This is a genomic window from Ruegeria sp. J8 (genome assembly GCF_056531925.1).
On the sequence record NZ_JBQFMR010000007.1, the window covers coordinates 243,706 to 269,772 of the forward strand.

The window sequence follows — 26,067 nt, forward strand, 5'->3', positions numbered from 1 at the left end:
AATGATCAAACGTATTTCGTCCGGTGGTGAGTTTGAAGCCAAACTCGGATATTGCCGGGCTGTTGTTGCAGGTGGCTGGGTCCATGTTGCGGGCACAGTCGGGCAAGGCAATGACGTGGTCGAGCAGTGCCGTTCGGCGTTGACGATCATTGAAAAGGCGCTGGCTGAGGCCGGAGCTGGGTTTGCTGACGTGGTCCGCGTGACGTACATGTTGCCTGACAAGGCCGAGTTCGAACTCTGCTGGCCAATCCTGAGCGAGACATTCGGCGCGAACCCACCGGCGGCAACGATGATCGAATGTGGGTTGATCGACCCGAAATACCGGATTGAAATCGAAGTGACCGCATATCTGCCGGAATGACAGGTGTGATCCTTGTGAGACTGGACCTTGGCGCGCCTTTGGTCCATATCTGCGGAAACAGAATTGCCGGAGGCAGCCCATGGGTATCCTGAACAATCTCTTGCGAGCCGTGACTTGGTGGAACGGGGCGACCTTGAACACGCAGATCTATACTGCACGCAAGGGTGAGAAGGTTGGCGAAGATGACCAGGGTAACGTCTTTTATCGCAACGCCGATGACAGCAAGCGCTGGGTGATCTTCAATGGTGAGGCCGAAGCCAGCCGCATTGATCCTGACTGGCACGGTTGGCTGCACCGCACGTGGGATGAACCACCGACCGACAAGCCGCTGGCGCATAAATCATGGGAAAAACCGCATCAGGAAAACCTGACGGGCTCGGCGCTGGCATATGCACCGGCTGGGTCGCTGCGCCGCCCGGACCCGATTGAACGTTCCGATTACGAGGCCTGGAGCCCCGAATAAACGAGGCAATTTATGTCGAGCTATAACGTAACCGAAGTCCTAGTTGGCGGCGCTGTTTTAGCCTGTGCCGTTGCGTTTGGCATCTATGCCAGTCAATCCACCGGCCTGTCGCAGGGCGGTACAGGGTACGAACTGGGGGCCTCGTTCCGGTCGCTGGAGGGCGTGGGCGTAGGGACAGATGTGCGCCTTGCCGGGGTTAAAATCGGAACTGTGACGGGGGTAACCCTAAATTCCGATACCTACCGCGCAGATACAACCTTTTCGATATCGGACGGCATTCTGGTGCCTGATGACAGCGCGATCGTGATTTCCTCCGAAGGGCTGCTGGGCGGCAACTTCGTTGAGGTAATGCCTGGTGGTTCGCCCTTTTATTTTGAGCCGGGTGACGAAGTTACCGACACGCAGGGCGCGGTCAGCCTGATCTCTTTGCTGGTCAAATTCGTTGCCGGGGACGGCAGCTGATGCGACGCGCAGCCCTTGTCGCGGCATTGTTGACCGCAACGGGCGTTTCGGCCCAGCAAAAGGTCCAATCCGGGCCGGGCGCGATGTTGCGCGGGTTGGACAAAGTCAGCGGCCAGACCGTGGATATCCAGATGCAAAATGGTCAGACCGAGGCAATCTTTGGTTTGGATGTTGCCTTGGGCGACTGCCGATATCCGGCCGAGAACCCGACCGGTGACGCTTTTGCCTATCTGACGATTTGGGAAAATGGTAAGACAGATCAACTGTTTGACGGTTGGATGATTGCGACAGCTCCGGCGTTGAACGCCCTGGATCACGCGCGCTATGACGTCTGGGTCATCCGTTGTATCACGCCTTCGGCGGATTGATCCAAAGCCGCGACAAAGTCAGCCTCAAGTTTGATTGCCTCTTCCAGTTCCTGCCGGTATTGCACGCGCGGTATCTCAATCGCGCCCAGAGAGGCCAAGTGCGCTGTCAAAAACTGCGTGTCGAATAGCTGGAATCCGGTTCTTCGCAGCCGGTCAATCAGATAGGCCAACGCGATTTTCGACGCATCCGTACGGCGGGAAAACATGCTCTCACCAAAGAAAGCTGCGCCAAGGGTCACGCCATAGACGCCGCCAACCAACGCGGATTCGTCCCACACCTCCAGTGAATGCGCATGGCCCGAGCGGTGAAGCTGTTGGTAGAGCCGGTGCAATTCGCTATTGATCCACGTATCTGCGCGGTCGGCACAGCCATCGACCACCGAAGCGAAGTCTTGATTGATGCTGATCGAGAATCCGCATTTGCGCATCCGCCGCGCCAGACTGCGAGAAATGTGAAACCCGTCCAGCGGAAGCACGCCGCGAAACTTGGGATCGACCCAGAACAACTCCGGGTCGTCGCGGTGCTCGGCCATCGGAAAAATGCCGACGGAATAGCCATGTAGCAAAAGTTCCGGCGAGAGGCTCATGCAGGACGTCCCGCGGTCGAAAGGCCAAGGCCCTTCGACCGGGTTGTGTTAATCGGCCATGTTCTCCGCAAGCCAGTGCTCCAGCCAGTGGATGTTGTAGTCACCGCTGTGAAGATCAGGCTCTTGCAGCAAGGCGTGGAACAGAGGCACGGTGGTGTCGATCCCGTCCACGATCAGCTCGCCCAAGGCACGTTCCAGACGCGCTAGCGCCTCGGCCCGGTCGCGGCCCTGTACGATCAGCTTGGCAATCAACGAGTCGTAGTAGGGCGGGATCGAATAGCCGTCATAGAGCGCCGAATCCATCCGTACGCCCAGACCACCCGGCGCGTGATACGCTGTGATCTTGCCGGGGCAGGGCGAGAAGTTGGGCAGCTTTTCCGCGTTGATCCGAACTTCGATGGCGTGGCCATTGATCTCCAGATCGTCTTGACCAAACGACATGTCTTCGCCGGCCGCCACGCGGATTTGCTCGCGCACCAGATCGACGCCGAAAATGCCCTCGGTCACCGGGTGTTCCACCTGCAGGCGGGTGTTCATTTCGATGAAATAGAACTCGCCGTTTTCGTACAGGAACTCGATTGTACCAGCGCCGATATAGTTGATCTTGGCCACCGCGTCCGCGCAGACCTTGCCGATCTTGGCGCGTTCCTCGGGGGTGATGCATGGCCCGGGGGCCTCTTCAAACACTTTCTGGTGGCGGCGCTGCAGGGAACAATCGCGTTCGCCCAGATGGACGGCATTGCCCTTGCCATCACCAAAGACCTGAATCTCGATATGGCGGGGCGTGGTAAGGTATTTCTCGATATAGACCTCGTCATTGCCAAAGGCAGCCTTGCCTTCGGCACGCGCGGTCATGAAGGCGCTTTCCATCTCATCCGCGTTCATCGCGACTTTCATGCCGCGTCCGCCGCCACCGGCGGTGGCTTTGATGATGACGGGATAGCCGAATTCTTCGCCGATACGTTTGGCGTCTTCCAGCGTGGGGACGCCGCCGTCGGAACCCGGAACGCAAGGCACGCCCAGTTCTTTCATCGTGTCCTTGGCGGTGATCTTGTCACCCATGACGCGGATATGTTCGGCGGTCGGGCCGATGAAAGTTATGCCATGATCTTCTACGATCTGCACGAACTCGGCATTCTCGGAAAGGAAGCCATAGCCGGGATGGATCGCCTGCGCGCCGGTGATCTCGCAGGCTGAGATGATAGCGGGCACGGACAGATAGCTTTGCGGGCTGGGCGGAGGGCCGATGCAAACCGACTCGTCTGCCATGCGCACATGCATCGCGTCGCTGTCGGCTGTCGAATGCACGGCGACCGTCTTAATCCCCATCTCGCGCGCGGCGCGGATGACGCGCAGGGCGATCTCGCCTCGATTGGCAATCAGGATTTTGTCGAACATGGGCCCGCCTTACTCAACGATGACCAGAGGCGTGCCGAATTCCACAGCGTCGCCGTCGCCCACCAAAATACGCTTGATGGTGCCGGATTTCGGCGCATGGATGTGGTTCATGGTTTTCATCGCTTCCACGATCAGCAGCGTGTCGCCCTCGGACACCGACGCACCGACCGAGATAAAGGCAGGCGCGCCCGGTTCGGGCTGCATGTAAACGGTGCCCACCATGGGCGAGGTTACGGCACCGGGGTGGCTGGCGGGGTCTTCGGCTGCCGCAGGGGCTTCGGCCGGAGCAGCAGCAGGTGCGGCTGCTGGGGCAGCAGCGGGGGCTGCTGCCGGGACGGCAACCTGAACAGGAGCGGCTGCGGCTTGGTTCATGCGGCTGACGCGCACGTTCAGGCTGTCTTCTTCGCCATATTCGCGTTTGACCTGCAACTCGGTCAGGTCGTTTTCGCGTAGCAATTCGGCAAGAGCCTTGATGAATGCCACATCCGCTTCGTGTTTAGTGTCTGTCATGAGTGTCCTCGACGGTTCCCCTTGGCCCGTCTGTGAGTTGCGGGCTTTGATCTGATTACGCAGCGTTATAATCTATGCGTCCAGCCATGAAAAGCGCGTCTCGGCCTGTCTGAACCGGGTTTGGTTAAGTTTTCGGTAGGGAAATAAACCTAGAGCGGCATTCCAGAAAGTTTCGCTACCAATTCCGGTAGTTTTCGCGCTCCGAATTTCTCCAGCAGCCGGGCACGGTAGGCCTCGATGGTGCGGTAACTCAGGCCCAGTTCCACGCCGATTTCCTTGGCGGACAGGCCACGGCAGGACAGGATCGCGACCTCGCGCTCGCGCGTGGTCAACTCGACCAAGGGGCGTTCTTCCGAGATGTCGGAAAAACTCCAGATTCCATGCCGGAATGGGTCGTCCGGCGTTAGGGACCGACCGCGTGCACGGCACCAGAACAGGTCGCCATTACGCCGCCGCATGACCCGTTCGTCCGTGTAATATCCTGTGTCACGCATCACTTGAAGGCTGCGCGCGCCAATCCGTTCCCAATCCGCGACCGAGGGGTAAAGGTGCAGCAGAGGCATATTGCGGTACTCGAATTCTTCCCCGCCAAAGGTGCGGGCGAATTGCAAGTTGCACCGTCGGATGATCCGGTTCTCCAGCTCGACAAGGCCGATTGGGGCATATTCGAAGGCGGGGTCGCTCATCCCGCTATGGTGCCGGGATTTTAGTGGGATGAGAAGGGGGAAGGCCGGGAATATGTTCCTGGCTTGACCTGTGATTTTGTTAAGGTTGTAAAGATGGTGGGAAAATTTGACTATAAGTAATAGAAATATATCAAGAGTTCCGAAAATTCCACGAACAATGACAGGGAAAGTGCAGCTATGAGGGACGCGCTGACAGGAAGTCGAATCCGCGAAAGGCGTCAGATCGCCGGTCTACGTCAGGCCGAACTGGCGCGCCGTGTGGGTATTTCGGCTTCTTACCTGAACCTGATCGAACATAATCGCCGCCGGATCGGGGGGAAATTGCTGGTCGATATTGCGGCGGCTCTGTCGGTTGAGCCTTCGGTCTTGACGCAGGGGATCGAAGCCACCCTAATCTCGGCCCTGCGTGAGGCTGCGGTAGACGCAGTTGGTCAGCAGGCTGAGGTTGATGCGCTTGAGGAATTTGCTGGGCGGTTTCCCGGTTGGGCGGGGGTTCTGGCGCAGATGCACCGCCGGGTGGTTTCGCTGGAACGCACCGTTGAAACCCTGTCCGACCGTCTGACCCATGACCCGCATTTGGCGGCCTCGATGCACGAGGTGCTGTCGACCGCCGCCGCGATTCGGTCCACAGCTGCCATTCTGGCTGAAACACATGAGATTGAGCCTGATTGGCAGGATCGATTCCACCGCAACCTTCACCAGGATGCGGAGAGGTTGGCAGATAGCTCCAAATCGCTGGTGGCTTACCTGGACGACACCGAAACCACCGATGATCGGCGCGGGGTGCCGCTGGAAGATGTTGAGGCGTTCTTTGAACGTCACGACCATCATTTCCCCGAGATCGAGGCTGGTGCGGACCCTGCAGACTTGGACCTGAGCGGTTTTGGTTCGACGGCGGCCCGGACTGTGACCCGCGGGTTTCTTGACGTCTATGCAACCGATGCACGTGCTATGCCTTTGGACGCGGTGAAAGCGGTGCTGGACGGTGCAGAGCCAGACCCGCTGAAACTGGCTGCTCAATTCAACGTGGATATCGCGACCGTCCTGCGGCGACTTGCGGCTTTGCCCGAAGGCGTGCTGCGGCGACCGACAGGGCTGGTTATTTGCGATGCATCCGGCAGCATCCTGTTCACCAAATCCGTTCCGGGCTTCGCAATGCCCCGATTTGGCGAGGCCTGCCCCCTTTGGCCCCTGTTTCAGGCGCTGAATCGCCCTCTGGTTCCGATCCGTCGCCGGATCGTGCAGCTTGGTCGCTCGGCTGCCGAGTTCGATTGCTTTGCCTACGCGTGGCCGCAAGGGGTCGCAGGCTACGATGATGCGCCTGTTTACCATTCGGTCATGTTGGTCCGGTCGGTTGAAGAGGGTCAGCCCAGTGATCAGGCCGTCGCACGTGTAGGTCCCAGTTGCCGGGTGTGCCCCAACGACGATTGCGCGTCGCGCCGCGAACCATCGATTCTGAGCGAAGGTTTTTGACAGTTTCCCGACAGACGGCGTAAGCTGGCGCTGACGGTTTGTGGATGGATGATCCGTCTCGGGGAGGAATACGACAAATGAGCCGCAAGGTTCTGTTGATTGAGGATGAGCCCAACATTGCCGAGGCCATTCGGTTCCTGTTGACGCGTGAGGGTTGGCAGGTCGAAACGCACTCGGAAGGGACGGACGCGATCGAGGTGATCCAGGGCGCACAGCCTGATCTGGTGATTCTTGATGTCATGTTGCCGGGCAAAAGTGGCATGGACATTCTGCGTGACCTGCGCGAACTGGACGATATGCGCAGCTTGCCGGTTTTGATGCTGACCGCACGCGGGCAATCGCGCGACCGCGAGATGGCTGAAAATGCTGGGGTCAACCGCTTTATGACTAAGCCGTTTTCCAATGCCGAGGTGCTGACAGCCGTACGCGACTTGCACGCTCAGGCCACGCAATCATGAGCTACGGCGGGGATCGACAGCCTCCGGGCGTTCGGCCTTCGCTGTTTCTGGAACGCCAGAGTTACCGCCGCCGCCGGCTGATGGACGCCGCGCGACTGCTTCCGATTCTGGGGGCCGCGCTGATCGCCATTCCGTTGCTTTGGCCGGAATCCGAAGGCGGCAACGGTGTGCCCCTGTCCTCGGCCATGTTCTACATTTTCTTTTGCTGGGGCCTGCTGATCGGGGTCAGCTTGATCTTTGGCTTCGCAGCTAGGCGCAGCGCTAGCCGAGATGACGCCGAATCGGATGCGGACAAATGGCAACGCTGAACGTTCTAATCCTTGTTTGTCTGGGCTATGTCGTGCTGTTGTTTGGCGTCGCTTTTGCGGCGGACCGGTTGGCGGCGGCAGGCAAGGGTGCGTGGTTGCGCTCACCTCTGATCTATACGCTGTCTCTGTCAATCTATTGTACTGCCTGGACTTTTTACGGCGCTGTAGGCAATGCTGCCCGCTCGGGGCTGGAATTCGTTACGATCTATCTTGGCCCCACGCTGGTGATGATCAGTTGGTGGTGGGGTTTACGCAAACTGGTGCGGGTGGGGCGCAGTCAGCGGGTGACGTCAATCGCCGACCTGATCTCGTCCCGGTATGGCAAGTCGAACACGCTGGCAATCGGCGTGACCATACTGGCTGTGCTAGGCGGCACGCCTTATATCGCGCTGCAACTGCAATCCATCACACTATCCTTTTCGATCTTTGCCGAGGCCGACCCCACAGGGCTTTACCGCGAAGGATCAAGCGTGTTTTGGGTTGCGGCAGGGCTGGCTGTTTTCGCCATTTTGTTTGGAACGCGAAATCTGGACGCCAACGAGCGCCACCACGGCGTGGTCACTGCAATTGCGGTTGAATCCGTCGTCAAACTTTTTGCGCTTCTGGCGGTGGGCATCTTTGTTGTCTGGGGCATTGCCGGCGGTGTCGCGCCAATGATGGACCGTATTGACGCCTCGGAGATAGGTCAGTGGAACGTCGATGCCGGTCGCTGGACAACCTTTGTCTTTCTGTCCGCCGCGGCCTTTGTTTGTCTGCCCCGCATGTTTCAGGTCATGGTCGTTGAGAACGCAGATGAAGCGCATCTGAGGACTGCCGCCTGGGCCTTTCCGCTGTATCTTCTGTTGATGAGCCTGTTCGTGGTGCCGATCGCCGTGGTCGGGCTTGACCTGTTGCCCGACGGCTCGAACCCCGATCTGTTTGTGCTGACGGTGCCGCTGTCGCAGGGCAATGAATGGCTGGCCATGCTGTCATTTATCGGAGGATTTTCGTCGGCCACATCCATGGTGATCGTCACCGCCATGGCGCTGTCGACTATGGTGTCGAACCATTTGGTCATGCCCATTTGGCTTAGCACGCAGGAAGGGGGCGGACCTGTCTCGGGCGATGTGCGCAACGTTGTTTTGATGGCGCGACGCGTGTCTATCGCGGTGATCATGGCGTTTGGGTACTATTATTACCGATTGTCAGGAGGAGGAGCGGCGCTTGCGTCAATCGGGTTGGTGGCTTTTGCCGGAATTTCGCAAATCTTACCCGCTTTGGTCGGCGGGTTGTTCTGGAGAGGGGCCACGCGGACGGGCGCGCTTGTGGGGCTGACGACCGGGTTTCTGCTTTGGATATATACGTTGTTGCTGCCCGGAATGGGCGGTGTCCTGATGACCGACAGCGTCTTGCAGCACGGACCTTTCGGGCTGGGCTGGTTACGCCCGCAGGCGCTGTTCGGGATCGAGGGCATGGATCCAATGGTCCACGCGGTGATGTGGTCGCTGTCGTTGAACACGGTGGCGTTCTGCGTGGCTTCGCTGCTGAGCTTTCCCAGCCCGCTGGAACGGTTGCAGGGCGCGCAATTCGTCAATGTATTTGACCATTCCGTTGCCCCACGTGGCTGGAGTGGATCGGTCGCACAAAGCGAAGACCTGATGATCATGACCCAGCGGATTCTGGGGGCCGGTCCTGCGCAGGAATTCTTTCAGGCCGAAGCCCAACAACAGGGTGGCCGCACGCGCCTACCCGAGCCGACACCTGCCTTTCTGGAGCGGCTGGAACGGGAACTGAGCGGTTCGGTCGGGGCGGCGACGGCCCACGCGATGATCGGTCAGATCGTGGGAGGCTCGTCGGTTTCGGTCGAAGACCTGCTGGCGGTGGCCGACGAATCGGCGCAATTGTTGGAATATTCCAGCCAGCTTGAGGTGAAGTCAGCCGAACTCAGCCGCACTGCACGGCAACTGCGCGAGGCCAATACCAAGCTGACCCAAATCTCAGAGCAGAAAGACAGTTTCCTCAGCCAGGTCAGCCATGAATTGCGCACCCCCATGACCTCGATCCGGGCGTTTTCCGAGATCATGCGCGACACGGACGGGCTGAGCGTCCAGGAACAGACGCGCTATGCCGCCATCATCCATGACGAGGCGCTGCGCCTGACGCGGCTGCTGGACGATTTGTTGGACCTCAGCGTTCTGGAAAGCGGTCGGGTCAGTTTGAACATGGGTGGCGATACGTTGCGGTCCGTGCTGGATCGGGCTGTTTCCAGCGCTTTGGCCGGAGGAAGCCATACCTTGACCGTTCGGCGTTCAATCGCGTCTGAACGCCTGCCGCTCCATACTGATCTTGACCGTCTGGGGCAGGTCTTCATCAATCTGATCACGAACGCCCAGAAGTATTGCGACGCGGATGAGCCGGTTCTGACGATTTCCGCCCATGATGTAGGGGGACAAGTCGTGGTCGATTTCACCGATAACGGCAGCGGCATTCCTCCCGAGGCGCAGTCGATGGTGTTCGAGAAATTCGCTCGGATCGGCGGTGACAAAGCCGGCGGGGCGGGATTGGGTCTGGCGATCTGCCGGGAAATCATGCAGCGCCTTGGCGGAGAGATCACCTACTTGCCCGGTCAAGGCGGCGCAGCGTTCCGCGTTCGCGTGCCGTTGGCCTATCGGCAGGCCGCGCAATAGCTTTTTTGTAAAGACATTGGTAACCGCCGCTGGGTTAGACCAGAGAAGGTGAAGTAAATTGGCGGTTTAGGCTATGGCACAACCGGTCAACGCGGTGTTGGCGCGCAAACTCTCGGTCGGGCAAGAAGGGCAGGGGGATGGCCCTCGTTCTGCCCTGCGCGCTTTTCGGCTGGGGTTTGCCCGCGCCGCGGGGGATCGGTTGAACTTACCTCTTTCAGTCATCGGGGCGAAGCAGTCAGCAAGATCTCCGGATGTACTGGGCGATTTTGCAGGCGACGATTGGTTGTTGTTGCGCTTCTCAGATCCCGATGGGGTCGCGGCAGCGGTATGTATGGATATCGGGGTGGTATCGGCCATCCTTCAGGTGCAAACGATCGGAGAGGTCATGCCTGACCCTCCTTCCGGTCGTTCGTTCACAGACACGGATGCCGCCATGGTCGCGCCAATGGTCGAAGAGGCACTGCGTCGCGCCGATGCTTTAGCCGATCCCACTGGCGGCCAGCCTGGCCTAACCGGCTATGAATTCAAAGCCCGTCTTGCTGATATGCGATCGTTGTCCCTGGCCATGGTTGAGGACGCATATTTGACCTTTGATCTGACGGTCGAATTGAGTGGCGGGTTGCGTCAGGGCCATATTGCACTGCTTTTGCCCGAGCGGGCGGGCACGGATGCTGAAATTGTGCCAGAAGACCCCTCGGGGCCGAGCCTGGAGCAGGCAACCGGGGTTGTGCGGGCCGAATTGAACACGGTGATTTGCCGAATGACCCTGCCGCTGGCTGCATTGTCGGGGCTCTCGGCGGGCGATGTATTGCCGCTTACCGCCTCCCGGTTGGATCGGGCCGAGGTTCTGACCATAGATCGCACCCGTGCCGCGGTCGGACGATTGGGCCAATGTGGCGGGATGCGAGCAGTGCGGTTAAATGAATATGCACCACTGCCAGCACTGGCCAATACCGAAGAGTTTCTGGAAGCCCGGTTGGCCACCGAGCAACCTCACCACGCAGAAACAGCGAGGCAAGAAAGTCAGCCCTCTATAAAGGCGCCCGATCTGACAGCAGAGACACTGGAATTCAACGACTCTGATCAGATCGCCGCCGAAATTTCCAAACTCGCTGGTTTGGAAAACAACCCGGATGCATTTGGGTAAAGCGGTAGATCAGTCTGTCGAGCCGCGAATTTGGTCCAGCGTCGGGCGCAGGTTCTCCAGTGCGTAACCCGCCTTGGTTGTGGCCTCTAGAATGTCATCGGTGCTCATCCGGTCACATTGTCCCAAGGCCCAGACAACCGAGCATCGCGTGCCAGAGGCGCAATAGGCCAGAACCGGCCCGGTGCAGTTTTCGGCAAGGTCACGCTGACGGGTCACGTTTTCCGGCGTCATCGTCTGGTGGGTCAGTTCCAGAACCTCATATTCCAGCCCTGCCGCCCGAACAGCCTGACCGATTGCGTCAGACTGCATATCGACCGGCACCTCAGTATTCGGGCGGTTGCAGATAACCTTCACGAAACCTGCATCGACAATGGCTGGGACATCCTCGACCGTGATTTGCGGCGAGACGGCGTAGCGGGGGGTGATGGGGCGAATCTCCATCCTGTTTGATTAGGCCGCGTTGGCCGCCCTGTCCAGTTTCGACCCCACCGCAGGGGCCGCATACATCCCCGCAATCATCGCAAGAAGGAACACAATCCCGCCAACTCCCCCATATGAGATCGACGCAATGGCCGGTCCGGGGCACAGGCCCGACAGCCCCCAACCCATCCCGAACATAACCGAGCCGATGATCAGGTTGCGGTCAAGCTCGGGAGCGGATGGGGCCGGAAACGTCCCGCCAGTCAACGGGCGGCGGTGCTCGGCCAGTCGCCAGGCAAAGAACATGGGCACGATCGCGCCGCCCATCACAAAGGCCAGCGTCGGGTCCCAATTTCCGAAAATGTCCAACCAACCCTGAACTTTGGTGGTGTCGGTCATGCCCGACAAAAGCAGCCCCGCGCCGAAAAGGGACCCTGCAAAGAGGGAAATCACCATACGCATCAGATCAACCCCAGCAGGTGGCGCAGGAACACCAAGATTACGGCACCGGCGCCAATATAAATTACCGTCGCCACGATGCCGCGCAGCGAAAACCGGGAGATGCCGCAAACCCCATGCCCCGACGTGCAGCCATTGGCGATCCGAGTGCCGACCCCAACCAGCAGGCCCGCAATAATGACGACCGAGAGATTGCCTGTCAGATGTGTCGCGGGCGCGGGAGATAGAAGCAGGCTGAGAATCAGGGGCATTCCGACAAGTCCTGCGATAAAGGCCAGTCGCTCCTTTGTACGGTCCGAGCCGTCGATCAGCCCGCCTAAAATACCGCTGGCCCCCATGATGCGACCGTTACCCAACAGGTAAATGGCAGCGCCCAGCCCGATCATCAGGCCGCCGCCAAATCCCCAAATCCATTCCGTTTGCATTGTTTGCCCTTTCGACGGATCGTTACAGCTTGTTCAGTGGAACCTTCAGAAAAAAATCGCCTTTTTCGTCCGCTGGTGGCATCTGGCCGGCCCGCATGTTGACTTGAAGGGAAGGAAGGATCAGACGCGGCATTCCCAGGGTCGCATCGCGCGCATCCCGCATCTCGACGAATTCTTCGATCGGGCGGCCCTGACCGATATGCACGTTCAGCGCCTTTTGTTCGCCCACGGTGGTTTCCCACGCGAACTCATCGCGGCCGGGGGCTTTGTAGTCGTGACCAACAAAGATCCGAGTCTCGTCGGGCAGGGAAAGGATCTTTTGAATCGAGTCATATAAGACCTCCGAGGACCCACCGGGAAAGTCACAGCGCGCGGTTCCGAAATCGGGCATGAACAGGGTATCGCCGACAAAAGCTGCATCGCCGATCACATAGGTCATGCAAGCCGGAGTGTGGCCGGGCGTATGCAGGACATCACCCCGCATCTGGCCGATGTGAAAACTGTCGCCTTGGCGGAACAGGGCGTCGAATTGGCTGCCATCGCGCTGAAACTCGGTCCCTTCGTTGAAGATTTTGCCGAAGGTTTCCTGAATGGTGACGATCTGGTCGCCGATGCCAATTTTCCCACCCAGTTCCTGCTGAAGGTAAGGCGCAGCCGACAGGTGGTCGGCATGGACATGACTTTCCAAAATCCATTCGACCTTCAGCCCGTTGGCGCGGACATGGCTGATGATCTCGTCGGCTGAACTGGTGCTCGTGCGACCCGAGGCATGGTCGAAATCCAGAACGCTGTCGATAATCGCGCAGGCTGTGCCTTCGGGTTCTTGCACCAGATAAGACACCGTGAATGTATCGGTGTCGAAAAATGCCTTGACCTTGGGTGTCATCTTGCCCTCCGCTTGTCTTTCTCTTTATATAGTAAGTCTGGAATATATCGCAATCAAGCTTGCGTGACTTGATGCCTGTCAAGGCAGATTAGCCGGAAATCGACTAGACTTTAATCGTTCCGCAATTCGCCGCCGATTTTGCCTTACGTAACGGCAAGTTTATGCGCGACCGCGGGCGTGGATCAGCTAGTCTTAAAACAGTTACCTATATGGGTGTAGTCAGACAGCATTTGGGAGGATGACGATGTCTACAAGCAATTTGTATTCCGAAGCCGCGCAACTGGAAGAAAAGTTGCAGGGTGCCTGTCTGGAAACTCGTCTGGCCTTGCAGCCTAGCGTTACAAAGGTAATCGATCGGATGCGCCAGCAGGGCGTTCACGTGCCATCGCGGCTGCGTCGCCTGGATGCGGCCCTTTGCGAAGATGCAATGGAAGCGCAGTTCGACAACTTGCCAGTATGACGTACAGGTTTAGCTGAACGAAATTCCCAGGATCACCAGCATCAGGCCCAGGACCGACAAAAACAGGGATGCCAGATTCCACGGCAGAACCCCCTGAACAACGGCGCGCAGTTCATCATCAGACAGGCCCGATTTGCGGGCCTTCATCACGCGCAGGATACACCAGACCAGCCCCAGGAGACCGGCAAGCGACAGGGCGGCTCCGCCCCAGGTGATGAGTTCGAACATTTGGCCTCGCAATCTTTTGCTGATGCGCATTGCGCTTACCGGATCGCATTGTGGCGCACAAGCCCGGCCTGCGATTGACCGCTTGCGGCGCCGGCGGGTGCGATGTATCCGGCATATTGCCGCTGCCACCGCGGCAGGACCGCAACCTCTGGGAGAGACGTAGATGGAAGATATGACCGAAGACCAGGCCACCGCCAATTACCGCGTGACCGCCGGAGAACTGCGCCAATTTATCGAGCGGTTCGAGCGTCTGGATGCCGAGAAAAAAGACATCGCAGAGCAGCAGAAAGAGGTTATGGCCGAAGCCAAGGCCCGCGGATACTATTACCCCCATTTTTGTGTGACCTTAGTTGAAAATCAAATGGTTAGCTAAGGCACACGTGACGTAATGACTTCCCTGAGTGTAGCGCTTGGGGGACAAAGGATAATTGTTTCTTTCACGCAAATAGCGGAAAGCAACTAATAGAAGGGTCTGGTTCTTGGACGAAGAAGCACAAACGGAAAATTACCGTGTAACGGCAGGCGAATTACGTCAGTTTGTAGAGCGCATTGAACGACTGGAGGCCGAAAAAAAGGACCTCGCTGATCAGGTCAAAGAAGTCAAAGCCGAAGCTCGTGGTAGAGGCTACGATGTTCGCGTGCTCACAAAGCTGATCGCCATGCGCAAGCGCGATAAAGACGACATCGCTGAGGAAGAAGCGGTTTTGGAGATGTACAAGGAAGCTCTGGGTATGAGCTAATACCGTATCTTGGTTTAAGCGCTGTTTTGGACACGTAGCTGAAGGCTACGTGTTTGCAAGCGCTTCGCTGGCCAAGCATAGAAACAGAACGCGGATAGATAAGGCGGAGACCTCAAATACCGCAGACCTAGCAGGCGGCGCGGCGATTTGTTGTGCGCCGTAGTATTTTAGGATTGGTAGGTTCTTCGCTTACGAGCGGCATTCGTTTTCGTCGGCACCCCTCAATATTTCTAATAGTCAAAGCGTGGTTTTGCTAGAGGATTACCCATAGATCTCAAAAAGTTTGCGGAGACACGAAACAAACTTTCCGTATTGAAGATCGTTGGCTTGCGCTGTTTTTTTGAACCAGATTTCGTCCTCTTTCAGAACAGATAAATGTAGCTGCCCAGTGTATTGTGATTTTGGCCTACCCATTGATTGAGCCGGGTTTTCATCGCCGTTTAGCCTCGGTTTGACAAAAACTATCTGTCCTTGGTCTCGTGCCGTTCTCCGCATGAGTCTTGCCTCGAGCTTATCAAGTATTTCGCTCATCTGACTTTCTGACAAGTGAACGTCTTCTTTCATGAAACGTATCCTATTCGTTCATATCGCCTGCCTCAGAAATCGACGGACAATATTCTGAGATTCAAAGTATACTGTATAGACGCCTAGCGGTGTGTGCGTGATTTGTCAAAACATGGGGCACGCACCAGAAGACCAACTACTAGCAGCATTTTCCAGAGTTTTGCGTCGACATCGGATCGCGAAGAAGCTCTCGCAGCAAGAGCTGGCCGCGCAGGCGAACAGAAGCATGCAGTATGTCTCTCTGATGGAATCCGGCCGTCACCAACCGACATTGGAGACCTTGTACTTTTTGAGTGTTTCGCTTGGTCTAACCATGACTGAACTTATGGCGGAAATTGAAAAGGATGTGAGCGACGTTTAGCGGTTTCGGATATCTGAAGGTTGTTGCTGGGTAGCATCCGACGAGTTTTGCTTCTGGAAGGGCGTGGTCAACAATTCTCGCGTGAAAGGCTTCGGATGATAAGCAACCGTGTTCAAAGCAACTGCGGAACTTCTCTCCGAATGTGGCCAATCAATCTCCTTGGAACACTGCCTCCTACGCTCAGGTCAACACCATCAGCCGCTATGCGCAGTAAGTAGACACTGCAAATCTGCAAAGTCTACCCGTAACCTAGAGAGGGTGCGGCCCAGACCCGACCTTTATCATCGCGCTTGAAACTGAAGCGTAATTTCAATTGAGCAGACGTTCGTGCTGTGCACCAAAGATTTACTCTGGCAATGACCTCTCTTATTGTCGCGAGAAAAGTTGCCGCATGCAATAAATGCGGATTTTTTGACAAATACTATTTTGAGCATGAGCAGCTGCAATGACTAACAAAGTTGATATTGAACGTCGATTTGTCCCGACAGAAGAAAAGCAACTGAGTGACCCAGACTATCTTTCGTATTTCGGAGATCAGCCTCACGGCGTCAAAACGTGGTTAGACTTGTTAAAGGTGAGCCCCGTCGTTGTGCTTGGCGAAGGACGGATTGGAAAAACCTTCGAGTTTGTGTCCCAAGTTGAGAGTTTAAAGTCACAAACTGAATTTGCGTTCTTTGTTCCTCTGGAACGGTTGCACGATGAGAACTTGGACGAAGCGCTAGATCCCGAAGACGTCCGGCTTTTCCATGCTTGGAAAAACTCGGCAAATTCAGTTGGCTACTTTTTTCTGGATGCGTTGGATGAGTTGAAACTCCGTGAAGGCACTCTGCGCAAGGCGCTCAAGAAGCTACAGGATGCAGTTGAACCTCATTTTGGGCGCGTCAATGTCGTCCTATCTTGTCGCCCCGCCGATTGGAAAACCACCATAGATCAACAGTCGTTGAAAGCCTTCTGTGTTTCAGGGAATGAAGGCCGCCCAGAAGTCATTACGGACCCAGAAGTCGCTTTTCTTGCCGTTGTTTCAAGAGAGGAAGTAACCGCTGAAGAGAAAGACCCTGTGGAAACAGAATTCGGTGGCGTGGACCGAAGTCAAATCAACATCGTTTCTATCTTACCGCTGAGCCAAAACGAGGTTCGAAATTTTGCAAATCTCTACTCCCTAGAATACGCGGAGGAGTTTTGCAATCATATGGAATCTAATGATCTTTGGCACCTTCATCGGTTGCCCGCGGAGATCATGGACGCTCTTGATCAGTTGCAGGCGGGCCAACCTCTGGGGCAACTGGAAGATCAAGTTCGGTTTGGCATTCAGGAAAAACTGCGGGAGACGGAGGAAAACAAGCGGCGATCCTTAAGTCTAGACAAAGCTCTAGAAGGAGCTGAGCGGATCGCACTGGCGTTGTTTCTCCTAAAACGCCGCAGCCTAAAGACTGAGCAAAACAATGACCCTGAGACCTTGGACGTAAACGACGTTCTCACAGATTGGCAGCCAAACGAGCAGGACGAATTGATCGGGAAGGCTTTGTTTGATCCAAGTGGCGTTGGGGCAGTTCGCTTTCATCATCGGTCATCCCAAGAATACTTAGCCGCCAGGAGGTTGCTCCGCCTACGTGAGCAAGGCATGCCGATCCGTGAGTTTTTCGAGTTACTATTCAGCAACATCGGTGGGGAGCAGGTTATTAAGCCTAGTATGGCACCGATAGCGGCTTGGCTGTCACTGTGGCTTCCTGATATTCGTCAACAGGTACTGGATCTCGAACCAACTCTTCTCTTTCGACAGGGCTTACCCAGTGCTTTGCCGATTGATCTTAAGGCTGAGGTTCTAAGGGCGTATGTCAAACAGTATTCGAATAAGGACTGGTGCCGCACTGGAGTTGATGCGGAGAACCTGCGGCGAATTGCAGATAGCAATCTAAATCCTGTGGTGAGGGAGCTTTGGGAGGAAGGCTACACCGGGCACGACAGCCGAGAGATTCTTCTGGACTTCATCTATGCGGCTCCAATTACGGAGTGTGCCGATCTCGCACTTGATGCCGCCTTGGATTCAGAAATCGGTCCCGTTCACCAAACCTACGGAGCTTGGGGCGTTCTGGATGGCGGTTCGGACGAACAAAAGCAGGTACTAGCTGAAGCGTTGCTGCACGGCCATTTTTCAGAGCGGGTAACGAGGAACATACTGCCGAGATTGGTCCCGCAGCAGATCAGCTTAGATGAAGCCTTTGCTCATATTGAGCGTATGGAGGAGATCCCGAATTCAGTTCATGGACTGAATTATACGATATATCAAATTTCGAAGAACGCGCAGGTTTCACGTTCGGATCAGATTTCGTTGCGAAATCAATTGGCGGATGCCATCTGGCGAACGCGTCTTGCAGATTGCAGAATGTACAAGGCCCATTCGGAAAAAGATCACTATCAGGACGGTCTCATTGCTGCGTGCGCTGCATCAATACCCACAACAGGTGAGGATTCCCAAATCTGGGCGCGTGCAGTTGCAATAGCGATGCACTTCGGTGAACGACGTGAAAGCATCATCGCAAAAGAGGAGACAAAGGTAGTCTGGGCCGCTCTGGGTGAGAATCCTGAACTTCGGGAGAGCTTATTTTGGGCATGCCTTAAAATGTCGGACGAGCTTGAAGGGCATGAGGAAGACTGGCCGAGATTCATTCGATCAGTCTCAGAAAGCAGAAGATCAATTCGACTAGACGACAGCGACTTAGAATGGCTTCTTCCAGCCATCGACAAGGGCGCGCCAGAAAACCGGCGAGGGGTGGCCTTTGAGGCAGTTAAGTATTTCTTTGATCTGAGAAATAACGCGGAATTGGTGAAATCAGTTTCGCAGAGAATTGAGGATAAGCCGGCGTGGTGTGAAACATTACATCTGATATTGAACCCGCAGCCACGCCAACCAGATGAGTTCGATCTTGAAATGCAAGCGCGGGACGCGGAACGTCAGCAAGAAGAAACGAAGCGAGTAAAGGATTGGGTCGAATGGCGATCCGATGTTCTTGCTAGCCCTGACTTTCTGATGGGAGGTGAACGGCGGCTTAGCACTCTGTATGATGCGCACAAAGTAATCAAACAAGGTGTTTCGGATCACGGCCACTGGGGACTTTGGGATGGCCAGATTATTGCTAACACCTTTAACGAGGCGTTTCTCGAAAGATATAGGGCGGAGTTGTCCACGTTTTGGCGGCAAACTGAGGTCCTATTGAAAAGCGAGCGCGAGACTGGCGAACGAGACACGATGTACAACAGCTGGCTGCTGGCTCTAGCCGGCGTGAAGGCAGAGGCAGAAATTTCAGGTTGGGAATCCCGGCTTACAAACGACGAGGCTATTCAGGCTTCGCGAATTGCTTGCTTGGAACTCAACGGATTTGGCAGCTACTATGTTGAGCTCGACGGAGCACATCCGGAAGCGATGGCGCAAGTCATCACCAGAGAGAGTCTGGCGCAACTGAACCAACTGAATGAAACAGGTCGCGCGGACATGTTTCATGACATTTTTTATCACGGAACGGACAACATGAAATCTGCATTTGCAGCTCATGTTGCATCGCAACTGGGTGCTAGGCCCCTTCGTGATATTCAGGGCTCGCGCGACGCCATCGACTACGCCGTCCGAATTGTTTCTACGCATGGCTCAGAGGAAGAAAAGCAGATCGTAACAAATGCGTTGCAGTCCGGATTGCCCAGTGACGAAGACTGGCCAAGTGGTTTCAAATTTTCCCTACTTGCAACCCTGAATCCTGAAACTGGATGTCAGGCGCTTTTGGATGAGACCTGCAATCTAGACAACAGCTCTCAGCGTTCTGAAGCTGTGGCAATTTTTGCATCCGTGTTTGGTGACAGGTATGACCGGCGAATACCAAATCTGAACTCTGTACCCGTTGAACGCCGGGTGCCGTTGCTTCGTGACCTCATATTGCGAGCCTACCAAGCCGTTCGCCGCGACGAAGACGTTAAACGCGATGGTGTCTATACACCAGGGGTTCGAGACGACGCTCAAGATGCGCGATCCTTCTTGGTTGATACTTTACTCGAAGTAAAGCACCCGTCTGTTCTGTCGATCCTTCATGAGCTCGCCGACAGGCCAGAATTCTCCCATATGCCTGATAGACTTCGCCAGATGTCATATGAAATCGCATCGCAAATCAGCGACGAAACACCTTATCCGCTGGCTTCGTTTCAAGCACTAGACCGTGAGAGTGCGTTTGTTCCCTACGACAACCGGTCGTTGTTTACAGCAATGATGGGGCGGCTTGATGCATTTGAACACGACATTCTGCATGCAGAGGATCGTCCGATTGAAGCGCTACGCTTGCTGGATCAAGAAACAGATTTGCGCTCGTTCATTTCAAATTGGCTTAGGGGACGGGACCGAGGGGTGTTCGACTTTACCCAAGAAGCAGTTGTCGCTGACGAAAATCGCACGGACTTGCGACTCCATCCAAAATCTATGCAAGGATATGCAACAGTGGAGCTAAAGCGCGAGACATGGAGTGTTTCTGATTTTGAAACCGCCCTTCATGATCAGCTTGTCGGTCAATATCTTCAACATGAAAGATGTCAGGTCGGATGCCTTCTTATTTGTCAGCGAGTTAAAAGGCAGTGGCGGAACCCTGAAGGTGGACAGATGTGGGGACTAAAAGAAGTTGTCATTCATCTTCAATCACAGGCTAATGAATTGATGTCGCAAAACCCGGAATTACACATTTCGGTAAAAGGCATTGATTACTCTTAGTTCTTGGCAAAAAACTGACAAGTTCGAAGGTCCGACTTACTTGTTGAGTTCGAGACGGTGCGCCGTCGCATCCAATGGTTACTTCCCGGCCGTTCTGCGGGACAAGCCATTTTAATCACAAGCAAAGCGGACATTCGTAACAAGATTTTGCAATTTCCGAGACTGGGTGTAGCTGCGTTTGATCTGCTACATTTATAATATTGTTTTCATTAAAAAATACTAAAATTTCGCCCAAAAGATTGCATGCTACAGATAACTTATCGAACAAACAGGCTCTCAGGCTTATCTGCGGTGCCCAATTTCAGTTTACTCCCAATCACCAGCAGACGAGCGCCACGTCTTAGCGTCCGCATCCCAAACACTGGCGGTGACGCAAGGCGTTGGGTTTATTCCGTCACAATTGGATCCATGAATATCCGCAACAACAACGCGTTGACGCCCAAAGCCAACGACCGTCCAGCCTTGGTTGAGCAACGAGTGCATCTCTTCACCAACCCAAAAATGCGACATGCATCCGCCAGTTCCGCAATAAAGGGATGCGGCGTTTGAACACGTGAAACCAGACTCATTCAGAACCCAGTCGCGTTGTAGATCTCCGTCGAGATCGACCCTCTCAACCGCACCCCAGTCTAAGTCAAACTGACCATCGTTGAACTCCGCGCAGGCTCGTGCCGCCAGATCAACCTTTGCCTGCAAACCGGGCGGAAGTTTCGAAACATCAACCGCAACAGCTGGTGAGGTCCAAACAAGGCCCGAAGAAAGCGCAATACCGGCGACCAAACATTTCATCTGACGCGCTGTTTGGAACGCGGGTTGGCAGGAGGTATCAATTGCATTGATCATACCTGTAATCCCCATATTCCAGCCAGTTTGCCGAGCCTTCGCTAAAAATCAGAAACTCGGACCTGTCTTCCCCAAGCAGGGCAACGACAAATCCGGCCGGTGGCTCAGAGTTTCCGAAGTAGCTGTAGGCCGTCATGGCTCTGACCGACTTTCCATCGACCGTTACTCGCGCGTCCCACTCTCCCTCCGGGTTGTCCAAAATTACGGGTTCGATCACGCGTTCTATCGCCCCGCCACCACAATAGACAATGCCTTCGGGCGCTTCGTAGGAGGCCCCTTGGTTAATATCTGACTCGCAGGCGGAACGAAGGGATCGAATTGCCACGCTGGAACCCTTCAAGTCAAAGATTCCGTAGCTGACATTTTGATCAATCATCGACAGACTAACCGATGCATTGGCCGCAAGCTGGTCCAGTACAAAACCATAGTCCTGCTGATTATTGAAACTGATCTCGACGGGATAGTTGTCGACGATCTGTAAGGCAGCGTTTTCTACGCCAACCTGAAGTGCACCAACCTCGGTGGCTCCGGTTTTCAAAAAACGAATGGAGAGCCCTTGCTTCTCCACAATGTCCTGGCTGTCCTCGTATCCAGCCGGAGCAAAGCGGATACGGTTACATTGAAGCTCCAACGTCATATTTCCGGTTTGAATAAATGCATTGGGAATAGGCCCGGAACTGAACGACCACTCCGCTGATGCTGTGGTCGCCACTGCCATCAGTAGCATTCCAATGGAAATGGTTTTGCAGCTCATTTTTTTTCTCTCCATTGAGTTACGGTTCGCACTGTCATTCAGCAGAAGTTCCAGCCAATTGCCCGGACAGCCAGATCAGGAAACAGGTTCGCCGTATTCGTTTGCGCCTTCTTGGGAAGGTCTTGTCAGCCACCAGATCATCAGGATAGACAGAACCAATTGAAGAATTGAGACAACAACAATACCGGTCACGCCCAGTACTGCCGCGGGTCCCCGTAATGCGTCAGGGTTCTCGGTCCCTTGCTCCAATACCGAAAAGAACGCTACCCCACCCAACATAACAAAAAGCGTTGTAATGCTGAGCGCCATCGGTAGCAGCAAATACCAGCCAGGTCGTCCCGTATCGTGCAGTCTCCGCCAACCGGCGGCCAGCATAGGTATGAGAACAGCCAGCTGGAAAACAGAGGACAGGACCCGAGATCCCTGGCCTGTTTCGGGGTTGGTCCCGAATATGATCGTATCCAGCACAGCTAAGGCAGTACTCACGAGAACCACAAACAAGAAGAACCACCAGTATTCTGAGCGTATAGCCCGACCGGAGAACTGGAAGTATTTCGAGAAACACGTCTTAACGGCTTCACCAAATCCCATCTTTCAATCCCTTCATTGTTTTTGTGCGGCCTCAAATCGCTTCGCCCCTCAGGGGAACACATTCGTAGCTCTCACTTACTTTTTCGTTTGAACGCAGAGGCCTATCGTACGAGAGCGTAGAGAAATTTACGCGCGGAAAAAATATTGATTTATTAAAAATTAGATTCAAACATGCGAATTCGACACAACTTTATTTTACCTCCGTTGTTGTCGTTGCTGCTCGCTGTGCCGAGCCCTTTCGACTGCTGGAGTGAGTGCTAGCGGTCGGAAGGCACTTTACAATGATTGAGCGCTGGGAGGACGCGATGCTCAGACTTAAGGTACTCGCTCTCTTTCCAGAGTTTGCTCTAGCATTTGCTAGTGACGTCATTCGGCCTTCACACGTTAATGTCGGCCCCGATAGTTAACGAAATATCGTCCCGCCGACCAAGCCCACCGCGGCAAGTTTTGGGAAAGGTAGTCACAGGATCAAGGTATGTTCAATTGGCTGCACAGACGCGAGAGCTTCAAACAAGCGCATCCAATTTCACTAATTTCAAGGGAACCAGAGGGAGAAGAAGATGACCAACAAGATGGTGATGATTGCAGGCGCGACATGTTTCGCACTGCTTGCGGCCTGCGACGATACGAGTACATCAAGCGCGTCCGCCGAACTCACGCCGGCTCAGCAGGCGTGTTTGCGAGATGTAGCCAACACGACGAACAATTCGCAAGTCGTGGTGCTCTCATCCGCGTTTAGCGAGGCGGGAACACAGGTCACAGTCGGCGTTGGCGAGGATCGTGCTCCTTGGAATTGCATTGCTTACAGTGATGGCGCGACAGCTGGTATCGAGTTCCTGGGCGACGAAGGCGCATTGTGATCTGTTTGGTGCGCAGCTGAATACGGCTGCGCAACACTGGCTTGCTCTTCGGAAAACTCGACTTGGTTTGTAGAATAACCACCATCGTATTTGCGATCTTTTACCTGCTGGCTTTGTTTCTGTTCTTGACGGGTACATTTGGCTGGTTGGGACAAGAAAGAGACCCGTTGTCCGGGGTGTTCCTTTTGCCATTGGGATTACCCTGGATACTCGTAGCGGAGTGGGTTTCAGAGACGGCCAAACCGTGGTTCGCGGCGCTTGCACCGGTTCTCAACCTTTTGGTGCTGGTTTTGATTTGCAGATGGGCACGCGGTTCGCGGCAGTAGTGAAGGCTAAGCTCGTTGTCACCAACAGGGAGGAAATCATGGGAAAAATAATCTTGGGAATCGTGATCGGGCTCGTCCTCGGCGTGGTTGGGGCGATGACCCTGGGTGGCGGTGCCGCGGTGGGTGTCGGCGTTGCGACTGGCTTGTCCGCCGGTGTCTGTTCCACATTGAAAGGAGCACAGGCCGAAAACCTGATCACCGCTGAGCAAGCGGACCAGATCCTAAATCGCGTGAATTCCGAGATGGCGTCACTTCAAGGGATTGAGACGACGGACGAGATCGTCGGCAGCGCACAGGCATGCGATGAGTTTCTGTCAAAGCTAAGAGAAGCGAAGTGAAATCCCCTGATCTCAGTTCAAAGAAGGGATTGATTGGTAAATGAAAGGAACTTGTTGAATGCACTTTGACTTGGCACATGCTGTCGTAACCGTACTACTACTAGTGGCAACACTCTTTGTACTTCAAATGACAGGGATCATTAAAGAAGAGGAACGTCGCAAGTTTAACTGGAAAGTAGTTGTCGCGATGGCCGTTGTTGTTTTTCTGCTGAATTTAGTATGGCCGTACGGACCATGACCTGATGAGCAGCAGGACGCTGAAACCTACTGATATTTGCCAATTTGCTCTATCCAATGTCGGCAAACTGCGTTTGACGTGCACATTGAGCATGTTGAAGATGGCCTTTTTCAGCGGATCAGCATTCGCGCAAAGTGTGTTTGAGATTGTTCCTGGTCCCTGCGTTGTACCCCTCCCAGATGAAGCAGAAATTGAGTCGGATGTGTCTTGTGGCACGTTTTATGTTCCACAGGACCGGTCCTACCCTAACGAAGACTTAATTGGCCTACCTTTCGTCCGTGTCTCCCAAAAAAGGGAAACGGCAGCTCCGCCAGTGTTTATGCTGTCGGGGGGACCCGGATCCTCGCTTTTGACGGAAGGGATTTACGCCGTCTTCTCAGATCCAATGCTCGGCCCATTGGTCTCGACCCGAGATATCTTTATCCTTGAAGAGCGCGGTTCCAAACACAGTGTACCTTCTTTGGATTGCACTTCCTTCCATCGTTTACCGTGGCGGGCTGTCTTTGAAGATCAAACTGCATCTAATGATGAGGATTGGCTTCGTGACGCTATTCAAACTTGCAAATCAGATGCTGAAACTGACGGTATTGATTTGACCAAATTCAATAGCCTGCAAATGGCACGGGATTTGGACGCTGCCCGAGAAGCCTTCGGATACGAAAAAATCGCCGTCTATGGTGCGTCTTATGGAACACTTCTGGCGCAACACTACGCTCGTATGTTCGGCCACAATCTTGAAGCTCTCATACTTGACGGCGCAGAAACACGGACGACCAAAAATTGGGCGGAAAACAGGGCGATTGGCGTTGATTTTTCGATTGGGCAACTCGCAACGCAGTGTTCCGCCGAGCCAAAATGCGATGCAGAGTTCGATCTGCTTTCTCTGGTTCAAGAGGGAATTGATCTCTTTCAAGAGGGCCCAATCCCAACAACCTATACGAACCCGAAAGACGAGACAGAGACTTTAACCTTCAGCATCTCCAAGCAAAGTTTCGTTGAGTTTGTGTTTGAGCGGCAAAGCGGTCAGATCTCAGTTGGCAGTCTACCGGCCGTACTGACACTCTTACTTTCCGAAGGCCGGGCAGGTTTGTCAGAGGGGCTCGGCCCAATAATTGGACAGGCAGCGCTAGAAGCTAGAGATGCACCGGCTGGGAGTCTTGCTTCACTGATGCATTTCGCAGTCGTCTGTTCTGAAGATCCGGTCAAATCTACCGATGAGGTCAAGACAACACCTGACACAAGTGAATACGCTGCGTTGTTTTCTGGGTTGGTAGTTGAACAGTATAAGACTGCGTGTGAGGTTTTGGCGCTTCCAGAGCTTCCAAGGGAAACCGATGAGCCGCTCAAAACCGACGTTCCGACGCTGATACTGACAGGTCAGCTAGATGCGAGAACACCAGCGTTCCTAGCCGACAAAATCGAGGAGGCTCTACCGAACGCGCAACAATTTGTTTTTCCGTCTGGGACGCATGTCCAGCTTGGGGAATTCAACCGTTGCGCGGCTTCACTTGTGGTCAAGTTTCTTGCCGACGTTTCAAACGTGGTTTCTGCACCCTGCCTAAACGCACTTGAGCCGGTGAACTTCGTTTTACCAGACGGGTCTTTGTCGAGGGATTAGAAATTCGGGACACGTAGATCTTCATTTGGAAGCTAAGCAACAGAGATAGGCATTTCTGAAGTCCGAAAATAGCCCGCCACAACCTTGGGCCAAACGAAACTAAAACGATCATTCAACAGGGGCCAACTGATGAAGCTTAAGATACTCAAACTCCTTACACCCGTCTTCGCAATCGCGGGCACAGCTGCTTTTGCAATGTCTGAAGCCGACGACGCGTGTATCGACCATTTGCGGCAGGTTGGTGGACCAGACGGTCAATCCGGAACGATTGAAAGCTCTCAGTTCTCGGAAGCTGGTACGCTCGTCATGCTGCGTGATGCAGGTG

The 26,067-nt window shown here is 54.9% G+C and carries 29 protein-coding genes and 1 pseudogene; 18 read left to right on the forward strand and 12 right to left on the reverse strand.

All coding sequences use genetic code 11. From position 1 onward, the window contains the following. The first annotated feature begins 1 nt into the window (after window position 1). From ACR0L1_RS16205 to ACR0L1_RS16220, 4 genes are all read left to right on the forward strand, one after another. Window positions 2-361 (forward strand): RidA family protein, encoded by a 360-nt coding sequence (locus ACR0L1_RS16205; protein WP_480859833.1) that lies wholly within the window; start codon window positions 2-4, stop codon window positions 359-361. A gap of 79 nt (window positions 362-440) precedes the next feature. Next, window positions 441-824: an NADH:ubiquinone oxidoreductase subunit NDUFA12 gene (locus ACR0L1_RS16210; protein WP_170770060.1), complete on the forward strand. Its 384-nt coding sequence runs from the start codon at window positions 441-443 to the stop codon at window positions 822-824. A gap of 12 nt (window positions 825-836) precedes the next feature. Next, entirely contained in the window at window positions 837-1,286 is a 450-nt protein-coding gene (gene mlaD / locus ACR0L1_RS16215) for an outer membrane lipid asymmetry maintenance protein MlaD (protein WP_170770061.1), read from the forward strand. Beyond that, window positions 1,286-1,654, forward strand: a complete 369-nt coding sequence (locus ACR0L1_RS16220) for a DUF2155 domain-containing protein (RefSeq protein WP_170770062.1) — start codon at window positions 1,286-1,288, stop codon at window positions 1,652-1,654. Before mlaD ends, ACR0L1_RS16220 begins: the two co-directional genes overlap by 1 nt. Here ACR0L1_RS16220 and aat read toward each other — a convergent pair. The 4 genes from aat to ACR0L1_RS16240 all read right to left on the reverse strand — a co-directional run bounded on the left by aat (window position 1,609) and on the right by ACR0L1_RS16240 (window position 4,835). Continuing rightward, window positions 1,609-2,241 carry a leucyl/phenylalanyl-tRNA--protein transferase gene (gene aat, locus ACR0L1_RS16225; RefSeq protein WP_480859836.1) on the reverse strand — a complete coding sequence of 211 codons (633 nt, stop codon included), beginning with the start codon at window positions 2,239-2,241 and terminating at the stop codon, window positions 1,609-1,611. The genes ACR0L1_RS16220 and aat overlap by 46 nt on opposite strands. A 48-nt stretch (window positions 2,242-2,289) precedes the next feature. Further along, entirely contained in the window at window positions 2,290-3,639 is a 1,350-nt protein-coding gene (accC, locus tag ACR0L1_RS16230) for an acetyl-CoA carboxylase biotin carboxylase subunit (RefSeq protein WP_170782801.1), read from the reverse strand. Window positions 3,640-3,648: 9 nt separating this feature from the next. Further along, window positions 3,649-4,149 (reverse strand): acetyl-CoA carboxylase biotin carboxyl carrier protein, encoded by a 501-nt coding sequence (gene accB / locus ACR0L1_RS16235; protein WP_170770065.1) that lies wholly within the window; start codon window positions 4,147-4,149, stop codon window positions 3,649-3,651. A 149-nt stretch (window positions 4,150-4,298) separates the two neighbouring features. After that, window positions 4,299-4,835: a LuxR C-terminal-related transcriptional regulator gene (locus tag ACR0L1_RS16240; protein ID WP_170770066.1), complete on the reverse strand. Its 537-nt coding sequence runs from the start codon at window positions 4,833-4,835 to the stop codon at window positions 4,299-4,301. 177 nt (window positions 4,836-5,012) lie between these two features. Here ACR0L1_RS16240 and ACR0L1_RS16245 point away from each other — a divergent pair, with 177 nt between their 5' ends. From ACR0L1_RS16245 to ACR0L1_RS16265, 5 genes are all read left to right on the forward strand, one after another. Further along, a complete protein-coding gene (locus tag ACR0L1_RS16245; protein ID WP_480859839.1) occupies window positions 5,013-6,308 on the forward strand; it encodes a helix-turn-helix domain-containing protein in 1,296 nt (431 codons plus the stop codon). Between the two features lie 77 nt (window positions 6,309-6,385). Further along, window positions 6,386-6,766, forward strand: a complete 381-nt coding sequence (locus tag ACR0L1_RS16250) for a response regulator transcription factor (RefSeq protein ID WP_480859841.1) — start codon at window positions 6,386-6,388, stop codon at window positions 6,764-6,766. After that, window positions 6,763-7,074 (forward strand): hypothetical protein, encoded by a 312-nt coding sequence (locus ACR0L1_RS16255; protein WP_480859843.1) that lies wholly within the window; start codon window positions 6,763-6,765, stop codon window positions 7,072-7,074. Before ACR0L1_RS16250 ends, ACR0L1_RS16255 begins: the two co-directional genes overlap by 4 nt. Beyond that, on the forward strand, window positions 7,062-9,740 hold the full coding sequence (locus ACR0L1_RS16260; protein WP_170790447.1) for an ATP-binding protein: 2,679 nt from the start codon (window positions 7,062-7,064) through the stop codon (window positions 9,738-9,740). The genes ACR0L1_RS16255 and ACR0L1_RS16260 overlap by 13 nt, the downstream gene beginning before the upstream one ends. A 73-nt stretch (window positions 9,741-9,813) precedes the next feature. After that, window positions 9,814-10,887: a FliM/FliN family flagellar motor C-terminal domain-containing protein gene (locus tag ACR0L1_RS16265; RefSeq protein ID WP_480859844.1), complete on the forward strand. Its 1,074-nt coding sequence runs from the start codon at window positions 9,814-9,816 to the stop codon at window positions 10,885-10,887. A gap of 9 nt (window positions 10,888-10,896) precedes the next feature. On the opposite strand, the gene ACR0L1_RS16270 is transcribed toward ACR0L1_RS16265, so the two are convergent. The 4 genes from ACR0L1_RS16270 to ACR0L1_RS16285 are packed head-to-tail and all read right to left on the reverse strand — an operon-like array spanning window position 10,897 to window position 13,077. Then, window positions 10,897-11,328, reverse strand: coding sequence for a protein tyrosine phosphatase family protein (locus ACR0L1_RS16270; RefSeq protein WP_170790448.1), 432 nt, complete (start codon window positions 11,326-11,328; stop codon window positions 10,897-10,899). 9 nt (window positions 11,329-11,337) lie between these two features. Next, on the reverse strand, window positions 11,338-11,769 hold the full coding sequence (locus tag ACR0L1_RS16275) for a DUF6691 family protein (protein ID WP_480859845.1): 432 nt from the start codon (window positions 11,767-11,769) through the stop codon (window positions 11,338-11,340). After that, on the reverse strand, window positions 11,769-12,191 hold the full coding sequence (locus ACR0L1_RS16280) for a YeeE/YedE family protein (RefSeq protein ID WP_170790449.1): 423 nt from the start codon (window positions 12,189-12,191) through the stop codon (window positions 11,769-11,771). Before ACR0L1_RS16280 ends, ACR0L1_RS16275 begins: the two co-directional genes overlap by 1 nt. A gap of 22 nt (window positions 12,192-12,213) precedes the next feature. Next, entirely contained in the window at window positions 12,214-13,077 is an 864-nt protein-coding gene (locus tag ACR0L1_RS16285) for an MBL fold metallo-hydrolase (RefSeq protein ID WP_480859847.1), read from the reverse strand. Between the two features lie 244 nt (window positions 13,078-13,321). Here ACR0L1_RS16285 and ACR0L1_RS16290 point away from each other — a divergent pair, with 244 nt between their 5' ends. After that, on the forward strand, window positions 13,322-13,537 hold the full coding sequence (locus ACR0L1_RS16290; RefSeq protein WP_170770076.1) for a hypothetical protein: 216 nt from the start codon (window positions 13,322-13,324) through the stop codon (window positions 13,535-13,537). Between the two features lie 9 nt (window positions 13,538-13,546). Here ACR0L1_RS16290 and ACR0L1_RS16295 read toward each other — a convergent pair whose 3' ends face one another. After that, complete coding sequence (locus tag ACR0L1_RS16295) at window positions 13,547-13,765, reverse strand: hypothetical protein (protein WP_170770077.1); 219 nt, start codon at window positions 13,763-13,765, stop codon at window positions 13,547-13,549. Between the two features lie 163 nt (window positions 13,766-13,928). Here ACR0L1_RS16295 and ACR0L1_RS16300 point away from each other — a divergent pair. Both ACR0L1_RS16300 and ACR0L1_RS16305 read left to right on the forward strand, forming a co-directional pair. Beyond that, a pseudogene (locus ACR0L1_RS16300) lies at window positions 13,929-14,087 on the forward strand (DUF2312 domain-containing protein); the annotation flags it as partial. A 157-nt stretch (window positions 14,088-14,244) separates the two neighbouring features. Beyond that, window positions 14,245-14,505, forward strand: a complete 261-nt coding sequence (locus ACR0L1_RS16305) for a DUF2312 domain-containing protein (RefSeq protein ID WP_480859849.1) — start codon at window positions 14,245-14,247, stop codon at window positions 14,503-14,505. 261 nt (window positions 14,506-14,766) lie between these two features. Here the strand turns inward: ACR0L1_RS16305 and ACR0L1_RS16310 are convergent, their stop codons facing one another. Next, window positions 14,767-15,069, reverse strand: a complete 303-nt coding sequence (locus ACR0L1_RS16310; protein WP_480536155.1) for a hypothetical protein — start codon at window positions 15,067-15,069, stop codon at window positions 14,767-14,769. Between the two features lie 112 nt (window positions 15,070-15,181). Here ACR0L1_RS16310 and ACR0L1_RS16315 point away from each other — a divergent pair, with 112 nt between their 5' ends. Further along, the gene (locus ACR0L1_RS16315; RefSeq protein WP_480859851.1) at window positions 15,182-15,430 is read left to right on the forward strand and encodes a helix-turn-helix domain-containing protein; all 249 of its coding nucleotides are present in this window, start codon (window positions 15,182-15,184) and stop codon (window positions 15,428-15,430) included. Window positions 15,431-15,875: 445 nt separating this feature from the next. After that, on the forward strand, window positions 15,876-20,174 hold the full coding sequence (locus ACR0L1_RS16320) for a hypothetical protein (protein ID WP_480859853.1): 4,299 nt from the start codon (window positions 15,876-15,878) through the stop codon (window positions 20,172-20,174). 826 nt (window positions 20,175-21,000) lie between these two features. On the opposite strand, the gene ACR0L1_RS16325 is transcribed toward ACR0L1_RS16320, so the two are convergent. Further along, the gene (locus ACR0L1_RS16325; RefSeq protein ID WP_480859855.1) at window positions 21,001-21,771 is read right to left on the reverse strand and encodes a hypothetical protein; all 771 of its coding nucleotides are present in this window, start codon (window positions 21,769-21,771) and stop codon (window positions 21,001-21,003) included. 75 nt (window positions 21,772-21,846) lie between these two features. Next, a complete protein-coding gene (locus ACR0L1_RS16330; RefSeq protein ID WP_480859857.1) occupies window positions 21,847-22,362 on the reverse strand; it encodes a DUF805 domain-containing protein in 516 nt (171 codons plus the stop codon). A gap of 560 nt (window positions 22,363-22,922) precedes the next feature. Here ACR0L1_RS16330 and ACR0L1_RS16335 point away from each other — a divergent pair. From ACR0L1_RS16335 to ACR0L1_RS16350, 4 genes are all read left to right on the forward strand, one after another. Beyond that, window positions 22,923-23,222, forward strand: a complete 300-nt coding sequence (locus ACR0L1_RS16335) for a hypothetical protein (protein WP_113790467.1) — start codon at window positions 22,923-22,925, stop codon at window positions 23,220-23,222. Between the two features lie 364 nt (window positions 23,223-23,586). Further along, window positions 23,587-23,886 carry a hypothetical protein gene (locus ACR0L1_RS16340; protein WP_480859858.1) on the forward strand — a complete coding sequence of 100 codons (300 nt, stop codon included), beginning with the start codon at window positions 23,587-23,589 and terminating at the stop codon, window positions 23,884-23,886. A 242-nt stretch (window positions 23,887-24,128) separates the two neighbouring features. Further along, entirely contained in the window at window positions 24,129-25,742 is a 1,614-nt protein-coding gene (locus tag ACR0L1_RS16345) for an alpha/beta fold hydrolase (protein ID WP_480859860.1), read from the forward strand. Window positions 25,743-25,871: 129 nt separating this feature from the next. Then, the coding region (locus ACR0L1_RS16350) for a hypothetical protein (RefSeq protein ID WP_480859862.1) at window positions 25,872-26,067 on the forward strand (196 nt) is incomplete at its 3' end.

Bases quoted from the DNA above. Each gene is read 5' to 3' on its own strand.
- ACR0L1_RS16205 (WP_480859833.1), top strand. From the start codon at position 2: ATGATCAAACGTATTTCGTCCGGTGGTGAGTTTGAAGCCAAACTCGGA.
- ACR0L1_RS16210 (WP_170770060.1), top strand. From the start codon at position 441: ATGGGTATCCTGAACAATCTCTTGCGAGCCGTGACTTGGTGGAACGGG.
- mlaD (WP_170770061.1), top strand. From the start codon at position 837: ATGTCGAGCTATAACGTAACCGAAGTCCTAGTTGGCGGCGCTGTTTTA.
- ACR0L1_RS16220 (WP_170770062.1), top strand. From the start codon at position 1,286: ATGCGACGCGCAGCCCTTGTCGCGGCATTGTTGACCGCAACGGGCGTT.
- aat (WP_480859836.1), bottom strand. From the start codon at position 2,241: ATGAGCCTCTCGCCGGAACTTTTGCTACATGGCTATTCCGTCGGCATT.
- accC (WP_170782801.1), bottom strand. From the start codon at position 3,639: ATGTTCGACAAAATCCTGATTGCCAATCGAGGCGAGATCGCCCTGCGC.
- accB (WP_170770065.1), bottom strand. From the start codon at position 4,149: ATGACAGACACTAAACACGAAGCGGATGTGGCATTCATCAAGGCTCTT.
- ACR0L1_RS16240 (WP_170770066.1), bottom strand. From the start codon at position 4,835: ATGAGCGACCCCGCCTTCGAATATGCCCCAATCGGCCTTGTCGAGCTG.
- ACR0L1_RS16245 (WP_480859839.1), top strand. From the start codon at position 5,013: ATGAGGGACGCGCTGACAGGAAGTCGAATCCGCGAAAGGCGTCAGATC.
- ACR0L1_RS16250 (WP_480859841.1), top strand. From the start codon at position 6,386: ATGAGCCGCAAGGTTCTGTTGATTGAGGATGAGCCCAACATTGCCGAG.
- ACR0L1_RS16255 (WP_480859843.1), top strand. From the start codon at position 6,763: ATGAGCTACGGCGGGGATCGACAGCCTCCGGGCGTTCGGCCTTCGCTG.
- ACR0L1_RS16260 (WP_170790447.1), top strand. From the start codon at position 7,062: ATGGCAACGCTGAACGTTCTAATCCTTGTTTGTCTGGGCTATGTCGTG.
- ACR0L1_RS16265 (WP_480859844.1), top strand. From the start codon at position 9,814: ATGGCACAACCGGTCAACGCGGTGTTGGCGCGCAAACTCTCGGTCGGG.
- ACR0L1_RS16270 (WP_170790448.1), bottom strand. From the start codon at position 11,328: ATGGAGATTCGCCCCATCACCCCCCGCTACGCCGTCTCGCCGCAAATC.
- ACR0L1_RS16275 (WP_480859845.1), bottom strand. From the start codon at position 11,769: ATGCGTATGGTGATTTCCCTCTTTGCAGGGTCCCTTTTCGGCGCGGGG.
- ACR0L1_RS16280 (WP_170790449.1), bottom strand. From the start codon at position 12,191: ATGCAAACGGAATGGATTTGGGGATTTGGCGGCGGCCTGATGATCGGG.
- ACR0L1_RS16285 (WP_480859847.1), bottom strand. From the start codon at position 13,077: ATGACACCCAAGGTCAAGGCATTTTTCGACACCGATACATTCACGGTG.
- ACR0L1_RS16290 (WP_170770076.1), top strand. From the start codon at position 13,322: ATGTCTACAAGCAATTTGTATTCCGAAGCCGCGCAACTGGAAGAAAAG.
- ACR0L1_RS16295 (WP_170770077.1), bottom strand. From the start codon at position 13,765: ATGTTCGAACTCATCACCTGGGGCGGAGCCGCCCTGTCGCTTGCCGGT.
- ACR0L1_RS16310 (WP_480536155.1), bottom strand. From the start codon at position 15,069: ATGAAAGAAGACGTTCACTTGTCAGAAAGTCAGATGAGCGAAATACTT.
- ACR0L1_RS16315 (WP_480859851.1), top strand. From the start codon at position 15,182: ATGGGGCACGCACCAGAAGACCAACTACTAGCAGCATTTTCCAGAGTT.
- ACR0L1_RS16320 (WP_480859853.1), top strand. From the start codon at position 15,876: ATGACTAACAAAGTTGATATTGAACGTCGATTTGTCCCGACAGAAGAA.
- ACR0L1_RS16325 (WP_480859855.1), bottom strand. From the start codon at position 21,771: ATGAGCTGCAAAACCATTTCCATTGGAATGCTACTGATGGCAGTGGCG.
- ACR0L1_RS16330 (WP_480859857.1), bottom strand. From the start codon at position 22,362: ATGGGATTTGGTGAAGCCGTTAAGACGTGTTTCTCGAAATACTTCCAG.
- ACR0L1_RS16335 (WP_113790467.1), top strand. From the start codon at position 22,923: ATGACCAACAAGATGGTGATGATTGCAGGCGCGACATGTTTCGCACTG.
- ACR0L1_RS16340 (WP_480859858.1), top strand. From the start codon at position 23,587: ATGGGAAAAATAATCTTGGGAATCGTGATCGGGCTCGTCCTCGGCGTG.
- ACR0L1_RS16345 (WP_480859860.1), top strand. From the start codon at position 24,129: ATGAGCAGCAGGACGCTGAAACCTACTGATATTTGCCAATTTGCTCTA.